Raw genomic sequence first — 17,992 nt, forward strand, 5'->3', positions numbered from 1 at the left:
GTTCTTCGGCCGGCGCCTGCGGTCGCCGTGCCCGCGTTCGCGGGCGTCGCGGTGCACCACGCCATCCGAGTGCTCGCCCGCTACCCGCGGTCCTTCGGCCGGCGCCTGCGGTCGCCGTGCGCGCGTTCGCGGGCGTCGCGGTGCACCACGCCACCTGAGTACTCGCCCGCCGCCTCGTTCCTTCGGCCGGCGCCTCCAGCCATTCGTATTCTTGTCTACGTCAATGTCCGAGTGAACGATCGCCATACATGGAACGCATCACGGTGACCTTCGAGGGCGAGGGTGCCGCCACCGGTGAACTGACGTGGGGCCAGCAACAGGTCTTCCAGGCCATGCGGGAGATGAACAGCTCCATGAGCATGGGCGGCGTGGTCCCCGTCCACGACGGCCGCACGGTCGCGGACTTCGTGGAGGAGCTGCGCTTCTTCATGTCCCGCTACCCGTCGATGCGGACCCTGCTGCGCTTCACCCCGGACGGCCGCACGACCCAGGAGACCTTCGCCTCGGGCGAGGCGTACCTGGAGGTCCACACCGCCGAGGACTCCGCGGCGTCCACCGCCACGGCCCCGGCCGTGTCCTCGTCGTCCTCGTCCCTGGTCCCGGCGGCCTCGGTCGCGCTGCCGGCCGCGGCGGAGGCGCTGGCCGCCGAGGTGTTCGCGGCGTGGAAGTCGCGCCCGTTCGACTACGCCACCGAGTGGCCGATCCGCATGGCCGTCGTCCGCTCGGGCGCCGACGGCCCGGTCACCCACGTCCTGGTCGAGGTCACCCACATCGCGACGGACGTGACGGGCCTGGCCACGATGATCCGCGAGCTGTCCCAGCGCGACGCCCTCGCCCCGCGGCCGGTGCCGGGACCGCTGGACATCGCCGCCCAGCAGCGCTCCGCCACCCGCCAGACTGACAGCGCGATGCGCCACTGGGAGTCGCAGCTGCGGGCCCTCAACCCCCAGCGCTTCCCGGTCGGGTACCGCGACCCGGCGGCGCCCCGCTTCCGCCAGGTGGTCTGGGCGTCGCGGGCACTGCACGCGGCCAGCGAGCGGCTGGCCGCCCGGCTGTCCATCGACACGGCCCCGGTCCTGCTCGCCGCGTACGCGGTGGCCTTCACCCGGGTCGTCGGCGGCGCCCCGTTCGCGACCCAGGTCATCGTCGGCAACCGCTTCCGCCCCGGCCTGGCCGAGGTGGTCTCCCCGCTGTCGCAGAACGGCCTCGTGGTGCTGGACCCGCGCACGATCACGGCCGCCGAGGCGGTCCTGCGGGCCCGCCAGGCGTCGATGAGCGCGTCGAAGTACGCCTACTACGACCCGCAGGCCCGCCAGGCCCTGCTGGAGCGGGTGGCCAAGGACCGCGGCGAGCCGATCGACCTGCAGGTCTTCTACAACGAGCGCCGCCTGGCGCTGCGCCCGCCGAAGACGAGCGCGGACGACGAGACCATCCGGGCCCTGCGGCGCGAGACGTCGCTGATCCGCGAGACCGAGCTGCCGTACTTCAACGAGAAACTGATGGTGAACATCGACGACGTCCCCGACACGGTCCAGATCACCACAGAGGTGGACACGGCCTACCTGACCGTCCCGCGGCTGCACCGCCTGCTGGCGGAGATGGAAAGCTTCGCCGTGGAGGCCGCCCTGAACCCGGAAGCCCCGGCCATCCCGTAGCCCTTCCGGCATCCCGGCAGAAGCTCCACCGCAGCGCAGCCGGCCCGGGCCCGCCACTTCGCGCACCCGGCAACGTCTCGCGGGCCGACGCCCGGTTGACGATCCGTCCCGGCTCGTTCGCGGCTTGTGTCGTGGTTCGCTGCTTGGCGGTGCCGGTCTCCTGGTGAACTGGCACTCCACAGGTTCTCTCCGGCCGTCGCCGGGCTCACGATCGGTCCTGGCTCGTTCGCGGGTTCCGTCGTGGTCCGCCGCTTCGCGGTGCCCGCTCCATGGTGAAACCCGCCCGCTGGCCCACCAGCCCGCCGGTCCGCCAGGCCGCGTCGCTTCACGAATCACCGGACCACAGTCTCCTGATTCGCGGCGCTGATGCATTTGTTCGCCGGGTCTCGGTCGGTGAAGCCCCGCGTCGGCCCGTCTGCCCGCGGATGCCCAACTGACCACGCCACCCCGTGCCGGCAGCGCTTCGGATGCCTGGACCCTGCTCAGCAGCAGACCGGCGGCGTAGGCCCCGGTGACGTCACTGCCGGGCCAGGCAGTGAAGCCACTGCCGAGCCAGGCGCCGATGTCGGCGTGCGGGATCATGTCGCTGGCAGCCATGCGAGCACCGCCCGGATCTTGTCGTCCCAGAAGGCCCAGTCGTGAGCGCCGGGGGAGAACTCGGTCTTGAGTGGGATGCCGTGCTCGTTGCAGGCGTCGCGGAACCGTAGGTTCGAGGAATACAGCGCGTCCTCCGTGCCGCACGCGACGAACAGTGGCGGCGGGTTCTCGACGGTGTCGAGCAGGTGCAGCAGGTCGTTGTCGGTGCCCTCGATGTCGGGCGGAGTGCCGTAGATGCGTTCCCACATCCGCGGGTCTTCGGGCCGGGCCAGTTCGCGCGCCCGGGTGGCGAGGTCGAGGACGCCGGAGAGGCTGGCCGCGGCGCCGAATCGGTCGGGGTGGCGGAGTGCGAGCTTGAACGCGCCGTACCCTCCCATGGAAAGCCCCGCCACGAACGTCCTCGCCGGATCGTCGGAGAGGCGGAACAGGCGGCGGGCGGTGCGCGGCAGCTCCTCGGAGATGAACGTCCAATATGGACGGCCCCAGACCTCGTCGGTGTAGAAGCTGCGTTCGACCCGCGGCATGACGATGGCGATCTGCCGCTCGGCGGCATAGCGCTCGAGGGACGTGAACCGCGTCCAGGCGGTGTCGTCGTCGCTGAGGCCGTGCAGGAGATAGAGCGTCGGGAACTCGGCTTGGCTGGTCGTCTGCTCGGGAAGGAGGACGGTCATGGAGGTGCCGACCCCGAGCGCGTCGGAGGAGAAGTCGCATCGGATGCGGGCCATCGTCATGCTCCCATCGTAGCTTGTTTTGGTGGTAGCTGTCTGCCCCGGCGGCGGTCGGTGAGGCGGCGGGCCTTCACCCGCGCGCCGCAGTCGGTCATCGAGCACCATCGGCGCGTATGGTTGCGGCTGCGGTCGAGGAACAGCCAGCCGCAGCCGCCCTCCTCGAGCGGGCAGATGCGCAGGTCCTCGACGTTCTCGGTGGTCAGCACGTCGATGGCGATCGCGGCGAGACGGTCCTGCACGGCGAACGCGACCACGTCGCCGATCCGCAGGCGCGCGGCCGTCGGGGCGTCGAACGCCAGTGTGACGCCTGCCCGGGCCACCGCGGCCGAGTAGCGCGTGCCGAGCTGTTCGAGCGCCGACTGGTACGGCAGTCGTGCCTTCAGGGGCTCGTCCATGCGCACCAGCAGTACCGTATAAAGGGCCTCCCGGATCGCCAGAGCTGCCGCCAGGGCCTGCTCGCCCTGCCACGCGAGCCGGATCTCGGGTGCCTCCTCCGGCTCCACGACGCCGGCGCGCAGGGCCCATCGCAGCAGCTCCTCCGGCGTGCCGAGGTGCTCCTTCTCCGGCTCGGCGCCCGGCACCCGCGGCTCGACCGTGTTCACCAGGTCGAGCGCGGTGTGTCCGCCGACGAAGCGGAGGCCGGGCTTGTCCGTCGTCTCCATGTGTGCGATGCTACCACCGTACCGCCCTTAACTGGAATCACCTCGGAACGGGAAAGCGCTGATGCTCGAACACCGACGCGCAAACCTCGCACTGGCCGCCCTGGCCGTCTCGACCTTCACCTTCGTCACCACGGAGATCCTGCCCGTCGGGCTGCTGACCCTCATGGCCGACGATCTGCACCGTTCGAGGTCGGAGGTCGGGCTGCTGATGACGGGCTATGCGGTCGTGGTCGTGCTCATGTCGTTCCCGCTCGCGCGCCTTACGCAACGCATCCCGAAGCGGCTCCTGCTCGGCACCACGCTCGGCGTCTTCTCCGCCGCGACGCTGGTCAGCGCGATCGCGCCCGGCTACGAGGTGCTGCTCGTCGCGCGGCTCATCGTCGGGCTCAGTCAGGCGCTGTTCTGGTCCATCGTCGCCTCGACCGCGACGAGTCTCTTCCCGCCGTCGCAACGCGGCCGCACCGTGGCCCGCATGTCCATCGGTGCCGCCCTGGCCCCGGTGCTCGGCGTGCCGCTCGGCACCTGGCTCGGGCAACAGGCGGGGTGGCGCGTCGCGTTCCTCGTCATGGCCGTCGTCGGAGTCGCGACCTGTGCCGTGGTGGTGGCACTCGTACCGTCCGCCGCGCCCGAGGCCGACTCGGCCTCGCGAGGCGTGAATCCCTCGCGCAGGCACTATGTGTTGCTGGTGCTGTGCACCGCCATCGTGGTGACCGGCGCGCTGACCGCACAGACGTACGTGACGCCGTTCCTGCTCGACGTCACCGGATTCGCCGCCGCGACCCTCGGCCCCCTGCTGCTGGTGACGGGCTCCGCCGGATTCCTGGGCACCTTGGTGGTGGGGCGATTCCTTGATCGGTACCCGTGGCTCGCGCTCGTCGTCCCGATGGCCCTCATCTGCCTGGCGCTGGTCGTGCTCTACGCGCTCGGCACGATGAAGGTGGCCGCGATCGTGGCGCTGGCTCTCAACGGCTTCGCGTACAGTGCGATGGCCGCGGCCGTGCAGAACCGCATCCTCCTGGTCGCCCCGGGCAGCACCGACCTCGCCTCGGCCGGCGGCAGCTCGGCGTTCAACGTCGGCATCGCCACCGGCTCCTTCGTCGGCGGCGTGATCATCGACCACGCCGGCGTCCGGTCCGTCGCCCTGGCGGGCGCGCTCATCGCCGTCGTCGCCGTCGCACTTCTCCTCGCCGAACCTCAACTCACCCGCAACCGCCGCGACTCGCCCGAAACGCCGGCAGCACCACAGGCCGAGGGGGTGACGCTGAACTGGCAACGGGCGGCGGCCTGAGCAGCGGCCGGTCGGTGCGAACCTTGTCTCGGCCGGAGCGGCCATCGCGGGGCGACCACGCCTCGGGCCAGGGACATGCCGGTGAACCTCGGGCCAGAAACCTGCCTACGCGCCTCGGGCCAGGAACCTGCTGGCCGGGGTCGCGCCTCGGGGCTGCGGTCGTGCCAGGGCCGCGCGTGGTCGCGCCGCGCCTCCGAGGAGCCTGTCCACGCCCGCGCTGGACTGCGCAGGCCCGCGTCGAATTCCGCGCCGCGTGCCGGGTTGCGGGCCGCGTGCCGGGTTGCGGGCCGCGTGCCGGGTCGCGCCGGTTGGGACTGCGCCGCCGGCCGGGGAGTGCGCGAGGCCGGAGAGTGAGCCGCGTCGAATTGGGCCGGTTGGGACTGCGCCGCGGATCGGGAGTGCGCTGGGCCGGAGAGTGGGGGCGCGCTGGGACGGCATCGGATCCGCGTCGATGGTGCAGCGGCCGCGCGCCTCGCCCGTGATGTGCCGTGGGCCTACGCCGGGATCGCGCCGGGTCCGGCCGGAGCGTGCCCTTCGTCGGGAGTCGGGATTGGGCCGCGAGTGGGACTGGACCGCGAGTCGGGATTGGGCGCGAGTGGGGACTGGGTCGCGAGTCGGGATTGGCCCGGGGGTCGGGATTGGGCGCGAGTGGGGACTGGGTCGCGAGTCGGGATTGGCCCGGGGGTCGGGATTGGGCCGCGAGTCGGGACTCGGCCGCCCTGGACTGGCCGGGCTGCGTCAAACCCCGCGGCCTCGCCGTGGGTCGGGCTTGGTGGCGCCGGATCGTGCCGGATGGGGCTGCCGCGCGCCGGGGCTAAGGGGGCCGACAGTAGGGTGCGCTGGTCGGGCGATGCGGCTCCGCGCGGCCAACGTCGCGATCACGGGGCAGGTTCCCAGTGCTGGCTGACTAGCCGGTGCGAGACAATCGGGCGGTGCGGTTCCGCGCGGCCAGTGTCGCGATCACGGGGCAGGTTCCCGGTGCGAGCTAACCGGTGCGAGACAACAAGAGTGCAGACCCGAACCTCGGGCGGCCGGCGGTTGCCAGAGGCGGACTCGGCGACGGTGGTAGCGCCCGAGCGGGCGCCGTCTCCTGCCGACGGGTCGGCCCGTCCGACCTCCCGCCCTCGTGCGCCGCACAGCGCCTGCCCAGACTCGCGTGAAGCGCGGCAGCGGGCCGGTGGTGTGTCGCCGCGCCACAGCCGCGGCCCGGGTCGTCCTCGTGCACGGACAAGCGTTGCCGGGGTGCGGGTCAGGCGTCCTGACGCCCGGGAAGCGCCTCGACCGCATTGGGATGGCTGCGGGGCAAGGGAGAGAAAAAGGCTCAGGAAAGAGAGCTGATACTGATCCACAACTGTTGCTCGATGTCGGCTATTCGACAAAAGCCGATGTATTTCCGCCGTCAATGGATTCGTTCAAGAAAGAGATGCGGAAACAGCCTGTCGGATCCGTTACATCGGTCCCGGGCGGGCGGGGGTGGATAGGGGTGTGAAGTGGGTTTGACCTGCGGAAACGATCTCGGGTAAAGGATCGGTGACCGGCCGTTCGGGTGGTCCGCGTGATCGCGTTCTGTGCCTACCATCGGCATTGCCGTAAGGGCGGCGAGCATCCAAGATCGGAGGCTGGGTCGTTGCTGGACACCGTCGTGCCCCCATCGGCGACTTCCGTGGCCGAAGCCGAGAAGGCGGGCCGCCTCGAGCGGCGTCGGCAGCGGCGGCAGGCGAAGCTCGCCGAGACGCACCGCGCCTACGAGGACTGCAACGCGCTCGCCGGGCCGCTGACCACGCCGGGGCGGGCGCAGCACCCCGTGGTGTACCGGCACGTGGGCGGGGCCGGGCGGCGGGTCGTGCTGTCGCTGCTGATCGCGCTGAACTTCCTGACCGGTCTGGTGTTCGTCGGCTGGCTGCTGCTGCCCGAGCACATCCCCGGCGTGGGCCAGGACTGGCACGTCATCGTCGCGCGGGTCGCGTTCTGTTTCGTCGTCCTGGTCGAGGCCGTACGGATGCTGCAGAACTTCGCGGTGTGGGTCTTCGCCTGGAAGGCCAGGGACCCGGTGCCGATGGTGCCCGCGCGCGGCCTGCGCGTCGCCATGCTCACCACGATCGTGCCGGCCAAGGAGCCCATCGACGTCGTCGAGCGGTCGCTGCGGGCCATGCAGCGGGTGCGCTACGACGGGCAGGTCGACATCTGGATTCTCGACGAGGGCGACGACCCCCGCGTGAAGGCGATGGCCAAGCGGCTCGGCGTGCACCACTTCAGCCGCAAGGGGCGGCCCGAGTTCAACCAGGAGCACGGCGCGTTCCGGGCCAAGACCAAGTCCGGCAACCACAACGCCTGGCGGGCCACGCACGAGCACGTCTACGACGTCGTCGCGCAGATGGACCCCGACCACGTGCCGCTGCCCAGCTTCCTGGAGCGCACGCTGGGCTACTTCCGCGATCCCGACGTCGCCTTCGTCGTGGCGCCGCAGGTGTACGGCAACATGTACGACAACTGGGTCGTGCACGGCGCGTCGGTGCAGCAGTACCTCTTCTCCGGCCTGATCGAGCGCGGCGGCAACGGCCTCGACGCCCCGCTGCTGATCGGCACCAACCACCTCTACCGGCCGCTGGCCTGGGGACTGATCGACGGCTACCAGGACTCGATCATCGAGGACCACCTGACGAGCATGGTCGTGATGGGCGCCCGCAACCCGCTCACGGACCGGCGCTGGAAGGGCGTCTACACCCCCGACGTCGTCGCGGTCGGCGAGGGCCCGACGAGCTGGACCGACTACTTCAACCAGCAGAAGCGGTGGGCGTACGGCGTGTGGGAGATCCTCCTGCGCCGCTCCCGGCCGCACCTGAAGCACCTCGGGGCCGGGCAGCGCCTGTGCTACGGCCTGGTGCAGTCCTACTACCCGAGCGTCGCGCTGTCCGCGGTCTGCGGGATCGTGGCCACCGGCACGTACCTCGGGCTGGGCATCAACGCGGCGACGATCGAGTGGCAGTGGTGGCTCGGGCTCTGGTCGGCCAGCATGGGCAGCTGGGCGGTGCTGTGGCTGTGGCTGCGCCGGTTCAACCTGGCCCGGCACGAGCGGCGGGAGATCGGCGTGCACGGCATGGCGCTCGCGCTCTTCGCCGTGCCCGTCTACGCCGCGGCCGGACTCGCCGCGCTCGCCCGGCGGCCGCTGGCCTACGCGGTGACGGCGAAGGGGCGGCTGCGCAGCGTCGACGGGCCCCGCACGTTCCGGACACACGCGGTCTGGGCCCTGGTCGGGGTCGCGCTGCTGGCGACGAGCGGGCTCATGGGGTACGACTCCATCGCCCTGCGCTTCTGGGCGTCCGTCAGTGTGGTCGTCGGGATCGTCCCGCCCCTGATGGCGTGGGCGGCCTATCTGCGCGACCGCGGCGCCGAGGGGCCCGAGGAGGACCCGGTGACCGCCGGGCTCGTCGTCACCGTCCGCGCGACGGCGGCCAGCGCGACCGCCATCGACGAGCTGCCGACCGTGCGCGGGTTCCCGGCCGTGCCCCACGCCGGCTTCCCGCTGCCGAGCCCGGCCGTGCCGCAGGGGAGCGCCGCGTGATCACGCTGCCGCGCATCATGCTCGCCACCCTCGTGCTCATCGGCGGTTACGTCTTCGTCGTCGCCCCGCGCGTCGAGGCGAACACGCGCACTACGGCGAGCTGGCAGGAGCAGCTCGCCGAGCCGGTGCCGAGCTTCAGCCCGCCGGCGAGCGCGCCGAGCCGCAGCCGGGCGACCTTCCCGCAGGCGGGCACCGCCTTCTTCGGCGTCTTCACCGAGAAGGGGCCCGGCGACCTCACCGACTACAACGGCTTCGTGCGGGCGGCCGGCAAGAGCCCGCAGGTCATGATGTTCGCGTCGGGCTGGGGCGCCGAGAAGCACTTCGACCGCCAGCCCTTCGACCGGATCGTCAACCGCGGGATGCTGCCGATGCTCGGCTGGGAGCCGTGGGACTACCGCGCCGAGTCCAAGACCGACCGCGACCGGGGGACGCAGCCGCAGTACCGGCTGGCGAGGATCAGCGGCGGAGACTTCGACGGCTACCTCACCGAGTGGGCGCAGGGCATCAAGGCGCTGGGCTATCCGGTGGCGATCCGCTTCGCGCACGAGATGAACGGGTACTGGTACCCGTGGGGCGAGTCCGCCAACGGCAACCAGAAGGGCGACTACGTGGCCGCCTGGCGCCACGTGCATGACCTCTTCGACCGCCTCGGCGCCGGCAACGTCATCTGGGTCTGGAGCCCGAACGTCGTCTACGACAACGCCACCCCGCTGTCGCAGCTGTACCCGGGCGACGCGTACGTGGACTGGGTGGGGCTGTCGGGCTACTACGGCACCGCGGGCATGGAGACGTACCAGACCTTCGAGCAGATCTACCGGCCGACGCTCAACGAGCTCAAGACGCTGAGCCGCCGCCCGATCGTGGTCACCGAGACGGCCGCCACCGACAAGCAGGGGCGCAAGGCCGACTGGATCACCGACCTGCTGCAGACGCTGCCGAGGCACCCGGAGATCATCGGCTTCCTCTGGTACGAGTCGGTCAAGGAGACCGACTGGCGCATCGCCGCCACGCCCGCCGCCTCGGCCGCGTTCGCCCAGGGCATCGCCCAGCCCTACTACGGCGCGACGTGGGACCCCGACATGGTCCCGCGCCGCCTGATCCGGACCAACTAGAGGAGCAGCGTCGTGGTGAGCCCCACGCCCGGCGGGTACGTCGTCGGCATCGACCTCGGCACGTCGAACACCGTCGCGGTGATCCGCTCGCCCGACGGGCGGCGCCGCCCGGTGCTGTTCGACGGCGCCCCGCTCATGCCCTCGTCGCTGTTCCTCACCGACCACGGCCAGCTCGCCGTCGGCCGCGACGCCCAGCGCCTCGCCCAGCTCGACCCGGCCCGCTACGAGCCGAACCCGAAGCGGCGCATCGACGAGCCCTCCGTGCTGCTCGGCAGCGCCGAGATCCCGACCGTGCACCTGCTCGCCGCGGTGCTGCGGGCCGTCGCCACCGGGGTCGCCGAGGTCACCCGCTACGCGCCGCCGGTCGTGCTCACCTACCCCGCCTCCTGGGGCCAGACCCGGCGCAAGGCGCTGCACGACGCCGCGCTCGCCGCGGGGTTCACCGACGTCAGCATGCTGCCCGAGCCGGTGGCGGCGGCACGGTACTTCATCAGCGCCCTCAACCACCCGCTGCCCCGCGGCGAGGCGCTCGTCGTGTACGACTTCGGCGGCGGCACCATCGACATCGCGGTGGTGCGCAACGACCCGCAGGGCTTCACCGTCATCGGCTCCGGCGGCCTGGAGGACGTCGGCGGCCTCGACCTCGACGCCACGCTCGTCGAGCGCCTCGGCGAGGTGCTGCAGGCCTCCCAGCCGGACGTGTGGCGCCGCCTGCAGGACCCGCGCACCGCCCAGGACCGCCGGGACCGCCGGCTCTTCTGGGAGGACGTCCGCGGCGCGAAGGAGATGCTCTCGCGCACCACCGTCGCGCCGGTGAGCGTCCCCGGCGTCGAGTCGGCCCTGCACCTGACCCGCGACGAGCTCGAGCAGAAGATCGGGCCGATGATCGCGCGCACCGTCACCGAGACCGCCCGGGTCGTGCGCGACTGCGGCCTGGAGCCGGACAAGCTCGCCGGCATCCTGCTCGTCGGCGGCTCGTCCCGCGTCCCGCTCGTGGCCCGCATGCTGCACCGCGAGCTCGGCGTCGCGCCGACCGTGCTGGAGCAGCCGGAGCTGCCCGTGGCGGAGGGCGCGGTCGTGCACCCCTCCGAGCTGGCCGCGCCCGCGGCCGTCAAGGCCACCGCGTCGGTCCCGGTGAGCGCGCCACCCTCCGGGACGGTCTACGGCACCGAGCACATGGCGATCCCGGTGTCCGGCGTGCCCATGTCGGCCCCGCCGATCTCCCCGGTCTCCCCGATCTCCGCGATCCCGGTCTCCCCGCCGGTGGGCACGCCGATCCCGAAGCCGCCCACCATGGACGGTCCGCCTCCGCCTCCGCCCCCGGGCGGTCGCCGGCGGGCGGCCCTCGTCGCCGGTGTCGCGGCGGCTGTCCTGCTCGCCGCGGGCGGCCTCTTCGCCTACCAGGCCCTGAACAGGACGGACAAGACCCCGGCCACCACCACGATCGGCAAGTGGGAGAAGCTCAGCGAGATCCCGTCGAAGATCGGCATCGAGGGCGCCGGGGCCGCGGTCGTCAATCGCCAGCTGTACGTCATCGGCGGCTACACCGCGGAGGAGCCGCGCGGCCAGACCAGCGACGTCTACATCTACGACCTCGACCGCAACAGCTGGCTCAAGGGCCCGAAGCTGCCCCACCCGCTGAGCCACATGTCCGTGGTCCTCGACGGCGGGAAGACCATCTGGGTCCTCGGCGGGCTCGCCAGTGACGGCGCCACCGACCAGGTCTGGCAGCTCAAGCCCGGCGCCGAGGCGTGGGAGGAGGGGCCGAAGCTGCCGGCCAAGCGCAACTCCGGCGCCGCGGTCTACGACAGCGACGGCATCGTCTTCGCGGGCGGCACCGGCTCCGACGGCTTCGCCACCGACACCGTCTGGGCCCTGGGCCCCGGTGGCTGGACGACGATCGGGCAGCTGTCCGAGCAGCGCGAGAAGCTCACCGCGACCACCGACCGGGCCGGGCGGGTCTGGTTCATCGGCGGGCGGCGGCAGAAGCCGGACAACGCCACGCTCGACTCCGTCGACGTCATGCTCAACCGGAAGATGACCGGCGAGCACCTGAGGCTCGACGGGCCGCGCGAGGGGGCCGCGGCCATGAACATCACCGGGATCGGCCTGTGCGTGCTCGGCGGCAACAACGGCGCGAACGCCTACGACTGGTGGTGCCAGGACGGCACGCAGACGGCGAAGCTGCCGAAGCAGGAGCTGCCGCGGGCCGGCCAGGCGGTCGCGGTCTCCGACGGCGTCATCTACACCGCCGGCGGCTACAACGGCTCGAAGAACCTCAACGGGACCTTGGACGTGCAGGCGTTCCGGTACACCAGCTGAGGCACGAACTTGGCCCAGTGGCAACGGCAGCGAATTGGCACTTCTTCGGTCCAAGGGGCCCTGCTTGAATCGCCGGTGTGACTGTCGTGGACATGTGGTTCGACCCGAAGTGCCCCTGGGCGTGGAACACCTCGCGCTGGCTGCTGGAGGTGGAGCGGGTCCGGCCCGTCGAGGCCCGCTTCCACGTGATGAGCCTCTGGCTGCTCAACGAGCACCGCGAGAACCTCGAGGACTGGTACCGCACCTGGCTGGCCGACACCCTCGGGCCGGTCCGCGTGCTGGTGGCCGCGCAGCAGCGCCACGGCGCCCCGGTCCTGCGGGACCTGTACACCGAGCTCGGCACCCGCATCCACCACGGCAAGGAGCCGATCGGCCCGCAGCTGTACCGCGGCGCCCTGTCCGCCCTGGACCTCGACCCGGGCCTGGCCGCCGCCGCCGACTCGGACGCGCACGACGAGGCCCTGCTGGCCAGCCACCGGGCGGGGCTCGACCCGGTCGGCGAGGACCTCGGCACCCCGGCGCTGCACATCGGGTCGTCGGCGTTCTTCGGCCCGGTGGTGACGCCGGTCCCGCGCGGCGAGGCGGCGGGCCGGCTCTTCGACGGCCTGCTGCTGATGGTCGAGACGCCGGGCTTCTACGAGCTCAAGCGCGGCAACCGCGTGTCGCCGACGGTGGACTGACCCGGGCGGGCCGTGTGTAGGGTCGCAACTGTGGAGCATGACGGGTTCGTGGTCCGGCCGGTCGGCCGCGTCGAGTCGTCCCTCACCGACCGCGCGGACGCGCCGCGGCAGGGCGACGAGGGCGCCCCGGAGGCGTGGCTCGTGTTCGACGAGCGGGTCGCCCCGGCCCTGGCCGACCTGCGCCCCGGCGACCGGGTGCTGCTGCTGACCTGGCTGCACCGCGCCGACCGGGACGTGCTGGCGGTGCACCCGCGCGGCGAGCGCGCCCGGCCGCGCACCGGCGTGTTCAGCACCCGCGCCCCGGACCGGCCCAACCCGATCGGGCTGCACGGCGCCGAGATCCTCGCGGTCGACGGCCTGCGCGTGCGGGTCTCGGGCCTGGAGGCGATCCACGGCACCCCGATCCTGGACGTGAAGCCGGTCCTCGGCGAGGTCGACGCCCGCTGAGGACCGCCGCGCCTCAGGCCCTGCCGCTCAGGACTGCGCTTCAGGCCTTGCGCGCCTCAGGCCTTGCCCGTCTCAGGCCCTGCGCGCCTCAGGCCTTGCGCACCTCGCCGGCGCAGGCCGAGGCCACGCCGGCCCACGCGGTGCCGAACCGGCCGGACGACGCCGACTCCAGGGACTGCTTCTCGCGCACGACGTCGCCCCAGAAGTCGAGCATCTGCGCCTCGCCGAACCGCTTCGCCAGGCAGGAGATGCCCAGCAGGGCGATGCCGTACCGCGCGTCGATCTCCACCCCGCCGGCCCGCTCCGGCGGCGGGCCCATCGCGATCTGGCCGTCCCAGCCCTGCTGCACGAACTTGTGGATGGACGGCAGCCGGCTGCGCGTCGCCTCGCCGTCGCGGTCCGCGATGTACTCGGCGACGCCCTCCTGCAGCCACCACTGCTCGGCCGTGGGGTAGTTGTCGCCGATGGTCACCACGTGCCCGAACTCGTGGGTCAGCACGGTTCGCAGGTAGGGCCGGCTCAGGTCGTCGACCGGGATCACGACGCCCTGGGCGCCCATCGAGTAGCCGTCGTAGTAGGGGCCGAGGTCGGTGTTGTCGAACCAGGTCTTCCACTCGCTCGGCGAGGCGACGTACACGATGTACCACTTCGGCGCCGGGCCCCAGTGCGCGTAGCGGTCCGCGACCTCGGCCGCGGCGTCGGCGGCGCTGAGCACCTGCTGGAGCTTGTTCGCGGTGGTGCCCGAGCCGGCCACGATCACCCGGTGCCCGGTGACCGCCTTCAGGTCGGAGGCGTCCCAGGGGTCGGTCGCCTGGGCGTACCTGGTGACCGTGGCCTCGTTGCCGGAGATCGTCCACGAGGTCTGCACGAACTGGCGGGACTCGGGCTTGCAGCCCTCGCCGAGGCAGTAGTCGTACTGGACGATGACGTCCCAGCTGCCGCTGCCGTCGGCGCTCTGGCTCGGCTTGTCGATCAGGTTCGGCGTCCAGGCCCGCACACCCAGCGACCGCAGCGACCCGAACCGGCGCCGGTAGCCGTCCTTGAGCCCGGCCGCCACGCCCTCCAGGTAGCCGTTCTGGTCCCCGGCGAGCAGCGCCTTCGCCTGCTTGTCGAGCGCGGTGCGGATCTTGTCGGCCACGGTTGGTTCGCCGGTACCGGTGGTCGCCGCGACCGGCCCCGCCGAGGCCGACGCGCTCGCCGGAGCCGCCGACGGGGCGGCGGCGGTCTGGCCGCTCGGGCCCTGCGCGGCGACCCACACGATGAGCGCCAGCACCAGCACGGACACCACGACCAGGCCCGAGATCAGCGGCCAGCGCCGGCGGCGCGGCGGCGGGGGAGCCGCGGGGTAGGCGGGCGGCTGCCAGTGCATCGGCGGCGGGGCCGATACGGGCGGGGCCGACACGGGCGGGAGGTACATCTCCGGGCCTCGCTGCTGCGGGACCATGGTCACCGGTTCGGTGACGGCGGCCGGCTCCGTGTTCTCCCCGTCGTGCACCCAGGCACCGTACTGGATGCGCGCTTCCTCGGGAATCCGCGAAGCGGTCACGCTCGAAGTCGGCTACCGGACGGCGACGGCCGGGGTCGCCGCTTCGCTGAGCGGCTGCAATAGGATGCCGCGATGCCTTTGCGGTTCGCGGTGGACCTCGGCACGTCCAACACCGTCGCGGTGGTCGACCGCGGTGACGGCACGCCCCGGCCGCTGCTGTTCGACGGCAGCCCGCTGCTGCCCTCGGCCGTCTTCGCCGACTCCTCGGGGGCGCTGCTGGTCGGCCGCGACGCCGAACGGCACCTCATGACCGACGCCGCGCGCTTCGAGCCGAACCCGAAGGGCCGCGTCGACGAGGGCGTGATCCTGCTCGGCGACCGCGAGCTGCCCGTCGCCGAGCTGCTCGCCGCGGTGCTGCGCCGGGCCGCGACCGAGGCCGCGCAGACCGGGGTGGCGGTGACCGGCTCCACGGTGCTGACCTGCCCCGTCGACTGGGGCAACACACGCCGGTCGGTGCTGCTCGACGCGGCCGCCCGCGCCGGGCTCGGGCGCGTCACGCTGCTGGACGAGCCGGTGTCGGCGGCGACGTACTGCGTCCGCGCCCTCGGCGGCCGCCTCGCGCCCGGGCGCTGCGCGGTGGTGTTCGACTTCGGCGGCGGCACGCTCGACGTGACCGTCATCCAGGCCACGGGCGCGACGCCGGCGCTGCGGGTGCTGGCGACGGGCGGGCTGGCCGACCTGGGCGGTACCGACATCGATGACGCCCTGGTCGGACACGTCGGGCACCTCGTCGCCGCGGCCGACCCGCAGCTGTGGCACCGCCTGGCCGCGCCGCGCACACCGGCCGAGCTGCGCGACCGCCGCACGTTCTGGTCCGAGGTCCGCCAGGCCAAGGAGATGCTGTCACGCGCCGCGTCGGCCCCGATCCACGTGCCCGGCAGCGACCGCGCGACCCACCTCACGCGCGAGGAGCTCGACCGCGTCGCGGGCCCGCTGGTCGACCGCGCGGTCGACGAGACCCGCCGGGTCCTGGAACGCTCCGGCGTCACGCCCGCCCTGCTGGACGCGATCGTGCTGGTGGGCGGCTCGAGCCGGCTGCCGCTGGTGGCGAGCCGGCTGCACGCGCGCTTCGGGCTGGCTCCGGTCGTACCCGAGCAACCCGAGCTGCCCGTGGCGTTCGGCGCGCTGCTGCTGGCCAACGGCACCGACCGGCGGCCTTCCCCGCCGCCGGTGCCGTCGGCTTCACCACAGTCAGCCCCGCCACAGCCGGCCCCACCGCCGTCGGCCCCGCCACAGTCGTTTCCTCCGCAGCCGTTTCCTCCTGAAGCGTTCCCTCCGCAGCCGTTTCCTCCGCAGCCGTTTCCTCCTCAGTCGGCGCCGCCGGTCCCGCTGGATCGCACGTCGACCGGCACCGTCTACGGCGCCGGCCCGGCGACGTCCGCGGCCTACCCGCTGCCGCCGGTGGCTCCGGTCAGCGTGTTCCCGGTGGCGCCCGCCAGTGTCCCGCCCGGGCCGGCCGCCGCCCCGTCGCGCCCTTCCGTGATCATCGGGCCTGGCGTGACGATCCAGGGCAACGTGGCGATTTACGGCGACGACTCCCTCATGCCGCGCGACGAGCCGGAGCACGACGAGCCGGCCCCGCCACCGCCGCGGTCCGCGGGGCCCCGCCGGCCGGGCGGGTCCGGGCTGCTGCGGCGCCTGCGGTTCGCGGCGCTGCCGCTGCTGCCCGTGGCGCTCGTCATGGTCCTGACCCCGTGGGGCCGCGGCCTGCTCGCCGACGGCCGGGCCAAGGCCGACGCGCTGTTCGGTGCCGGGCCGAGCGCCTCGGCCCCGGCGAGTGAACCCGCCCCGCCGGCTTCGGCGTCCCCGGCGCCGGCCACCGCGCCCGCGACGGTGCAGCTCCAGCCGAGCGTGGGCAAGGCCGGAGTCGCGGTGAAGCTGACCGCGCGCGGCTTCGCGGCGGGGGAGAAGATCGAGGCCCGGGCCGGTACGAAGCTGCTCACGACCCTGACCGCGGACGCCGGCGGCGCGGCGGAGGCGAGCGTGACGGCGGCCCCGGCGGGGACGAAGGCGGGCGCGGTCGTCGTGCAGCTCGTGGGCCGGACGAGCCGGAAGTCCGCCACGGCCACCTATCGCGTCGCCGCCTGACAACTCCGGGTGCGCACGGCCGCCCCTACCGGGCGGTCCGGCCGCGTCGCCGCCTGACAACTCCGGGTGCGCACGGGCGCCCCTACCGGGCGGTCCGGCCGCGTCGCCGCCTGACAACTCCGGGTGCGCACGGGCGCCCCTCCCGGGCGGTCCGGTCGCGTCGCCGCCTGGCAACTCCGGGCGCGCACGGGCGCCCCCACCGGGCGGCCCGGCGTTACTGCTGGACGACGCTGCGTGACTGCCGGAGCGGCCCGGCACCGCGGCCGGGCGGCGCGGCGCTACTGTCGAGTGGCCCGGCACGAACGGCGGACGATGTCCGGGCGATGCGCCGATGGCATCCGCACACGACGTACGGTTCGGTCTGACTACATGTGGCAGTGTGCGGTCTGCGGCACCAGCAACGGTGCCGGCGTTGCGGCCTGCGGGTCGTGCGGTGCCCGGCGCCCGGCTCCGAGCGCGTCCGGCGGCCCGGCTTCGGGCGGAGCCGGCGGCCCTGCCCCGAGTGCGTCCGGAGGCCCGGCTTCGAGCGGACCCGGCGGACCGGCTTCGAGTGCGTCCGGCAGACCGGCTTCGGGCGGAGCCGGCGGCCCTGCCCCGAGTGCGTCCGGCGCACCGGCTTCGAGCGGGCCCGGCGGACCGGCTTCGAGTGCGTCCGGCGGCCAGGCTTCGCGTGCGCCCAGCCCGGCAGCCGAGGGGCTCGGGGCGTGGCCGCCGCCCGGCACGCTGCCCGCCGATCCGCCCGTCGCATGGCCCGCATCCGCACCGGCCGACGCGTTCGGGTCGTGGTCGCCCGCGAGCGCGCCGCCGAACGCCGGCGCCGGAGGCACCCCCGCCGCAGGACCGCCCGCGCCGAACGGGCCGGACCCCGCCGCGCCGGCCTCGGGGCAGCCCGCGCCGAACTGGTCGGCCTCCGGCCCGCCCGCACCGAACTGGCCGGCCTCGGGGCAGCCCGCGCCGAACTGGCCGGCCTCCGGCCCGCCCGCGCCGAACTGGCCGGGCTCGGGGCAGGCGGCGTCGACCTGGCCGGGAGCCGGGGCGTCGATGGGGTCCGGCGATCTCGCTGCGGAGAACTGGCCCGGCGCCGGGCCCGGGCTCGGGCAGACGCCGTTGCCGTGGGTCGCCGGCACGCAGCCTCAGCCGCCGTGGGGTGCTGGCGCGCCGCCCCAGCGTCCGTGGCCCGGTGGGACGCAGCCTCAGCCGCCTTGGGGTGCCGGCGCGCCGCCCCAGGAGCCGTGGGTCGACGGGACGCAGCCTCAGCCGCCGTGGGATGCTGGCGCGCCGCCCCAGCAGCCGTGGGCCGACCGG

12 protein-coding genes are annotated in these 17,992 nt (G+C 73.4%); 8 read left to right on the plus strand and 4 right to left on the minus strand.

Going from position 1 to position 17,992, the window contains the following annotated elements; genetic code table 11:
* Positions 1 to 248: 248 nt before the first annotated feature.
* Positions 249 to 1,655: a condensation domain-containing protein gene (locus ACQP1P_RS12720; protein ID WP_433086252.1), complete on the plus strand. Its 1,407-nt coding sequence runs from the start codon at positions 249 to 251 to the stop codon at positions 1,653 to 1,655.
* Between the two features lie 578 nt (positions 1,656 to 2,233).
* On the opposite strand, the gene ACQP1P_RS12725 is transcribed toward ACQP1P_RS12720, so the two are convergent.
* Together ACQP1P_RS12725 and ACQP1P_RS12730 are read right to left on the minus strand one after the other, a co-directional pair.
* The gene (locus tag ACQP1P_RS12725; protein ID WP_433086254.1) at positions 2,234 to 2,983 is read right to left on the minus strand and encodes an alpha/beta hydrolase; all 750 of its coding nucleotides are present in this window, start codon (positions 2,981 to 2,983) and stop codon (positions 2,234 to 2,236) included.
* A complete protein-coding gene (locus ACQP1P_RS12730; RefSeq protein WP_433086256.1) occupies positions 2,980 to 3,642 on the minus strand; it encodes a CGNR zinc finger domain-containing protein in 663 nt (220 codons plus the stop codon). Before ACQP1P_RS12730 ends, ACQP1P_RS12725 begins: the two co-directional genes overlap by 4 nt.
* 61 nt (positions 3,643 to 3,703) lie before the next feature.
* On the opposite strand from ACQP1P_RS12730, the gene ACQP1P_RS12735 reads away from it, so the two are divergent.
* The 6 genes from ACQP1P_RS12735 (at position 3,704) to tsaA (ending at position 13,053) form a co-directional block, all read left to right on the plus strand.
* Complete coding sequence (locus ACQP1P_RS12735) at positions 3,704 to 4,930, plus strand: MFS transporter (protein ID WP_433086258.1); 1,227 nt, start codon at positions 3,704 to 3,706, stop codon at positions 4,928 to 4,930.
* Positions 4,931 to 6,593: 1,663 nt separating this feature from the next.
* Positions 6,594 to 8,492 carry a glycosyltransferase family 2 protein gene (locus tag ACQP1P_RS12740; protein WP_433086260.1) on the plus strand — a complete coding sequence of 633 codons (1,899 nt, stop codon included), beginning with the start codon at positions 6,594 to 6,596 and terminating at the stop codon, positions 8,490 to 8,492.
* Positions 8,489 to 9,604 (plus strand): glycoside hydrolase family 26 protein, encoded by a 1,116-nt coding sequence (locus ACQP1P_RS12745; RefSeq protein ID WP_433086262.1) that lies wholly within the window; start codon positions 8,489 to 8,491, stop codon positions 9,602 to 9,604. Before ACQP1P_RS12740 ends, ACQP1P_RS12745 begins: the two co-directional genes overlap by 4 nt.
* A gap of 12 nt (positions 9,605 to 9,616) precedes the next feature.
* A complete protein-coding gene (locus ACQP1P_RS12750) occupies positions 9,617 to 11,926 on the plus strand; it encodes an Hsp70 family protein (protein WP_433086264.1) in 2,310 nt (769 codons plus the stop codon).
* Between the two features lie 68 nt (positions 11,927 to 11,994).
* On the plus strand, positions 11,995 to 12,606 hold the full coding sequence (locus ACQP1P_RS12755) for a mycothiol-dependent nitroreductase Rv2466c family protein (RefSeq protein WP_433089982.1): 612 nt from the start codon (positions 11,995 to 11,997) through the stop codon (positions 12,604 to 12,606).
* A gap of 30 nt (positions 12,607 to 12,636) precedes the next feature.
* Positions 12,637 to 13,053 (plus strand): tRNA (N6-threonylcarbamoyladenosine(37)-N6)-methyltransferase TrmO, encoded by a 417-nt coding sequence (gene tsaA, locus ACQP1P_RS12760; protein ID WP_433086266.1) that lies wholly within the window; start codon positions 12,637 to 12,639, stop codon positions 13,051 to 13,053.
* Positions 13,054 to 13,141: 88 nt separating this feature from the next.
* On the opposite strand, the gene ACQP1P_RS12765 is transcribed toward tsaA, so the two are convergent.
* Positions 13,142 to 14,548 carry a hypothetical protein gene (locus ACQP1P_RS12765; protein ID WP_433086268.1) on the minus strand — a complete coding sequence of 469 codons (1,407 nt, stop codon included), beginning with the start codon at positions 14,546 to 14,548 and terminating at the stop codon, positions 13,142 to 13,144.
* A 123-nt stretch (positions 14,549 to 14,671) separates the two neighbouring features.
* On the opposite strand from ACQP1P_RS12765, the gene ACQP1P_RS12770 reads away from it, so the two are divergent.
* Positions 14,672 to 16,687 (plus strand): Hsp70 family protein, encoded by a 2,016-nt coding sequence (locus ACQP1P_RS12770; RefSeq protein ID WP_433086270.1) that lies wholly within the window; start codon positions 14,672 to 14,674, stop codon positions 16,685 to 16,687.
* Between the two features lie 365 nt (positions 16,688 to 17,052).
* Here ACQP1P_RS12770 and ACQP1P_RS12775 read toward each other — a convergent pair whose 3' ends face one another.
* Complete coding sequence (locus ACQP1P_RS12775; RefSeq protein ID WP_433086272.1) at positions 17,053 to 17,814, minus strand: hypothetical protein; 762 nt, start codon at positions 17,812 to 17,814, stop codon at positions 17,053 to 17,055.
* Positions 17,815 to 17,992: the final 178 nt, after the last annotated feature.

It is taken from the genome of Dactylosporangium sp. CA-052675 (assembly GCF_050947935.1).
Lineage (GTDB): Bacteria > Actinomycetota > Actinomycetes > Mycobacteriales > Micromonosporaceae > Dactylosporangium.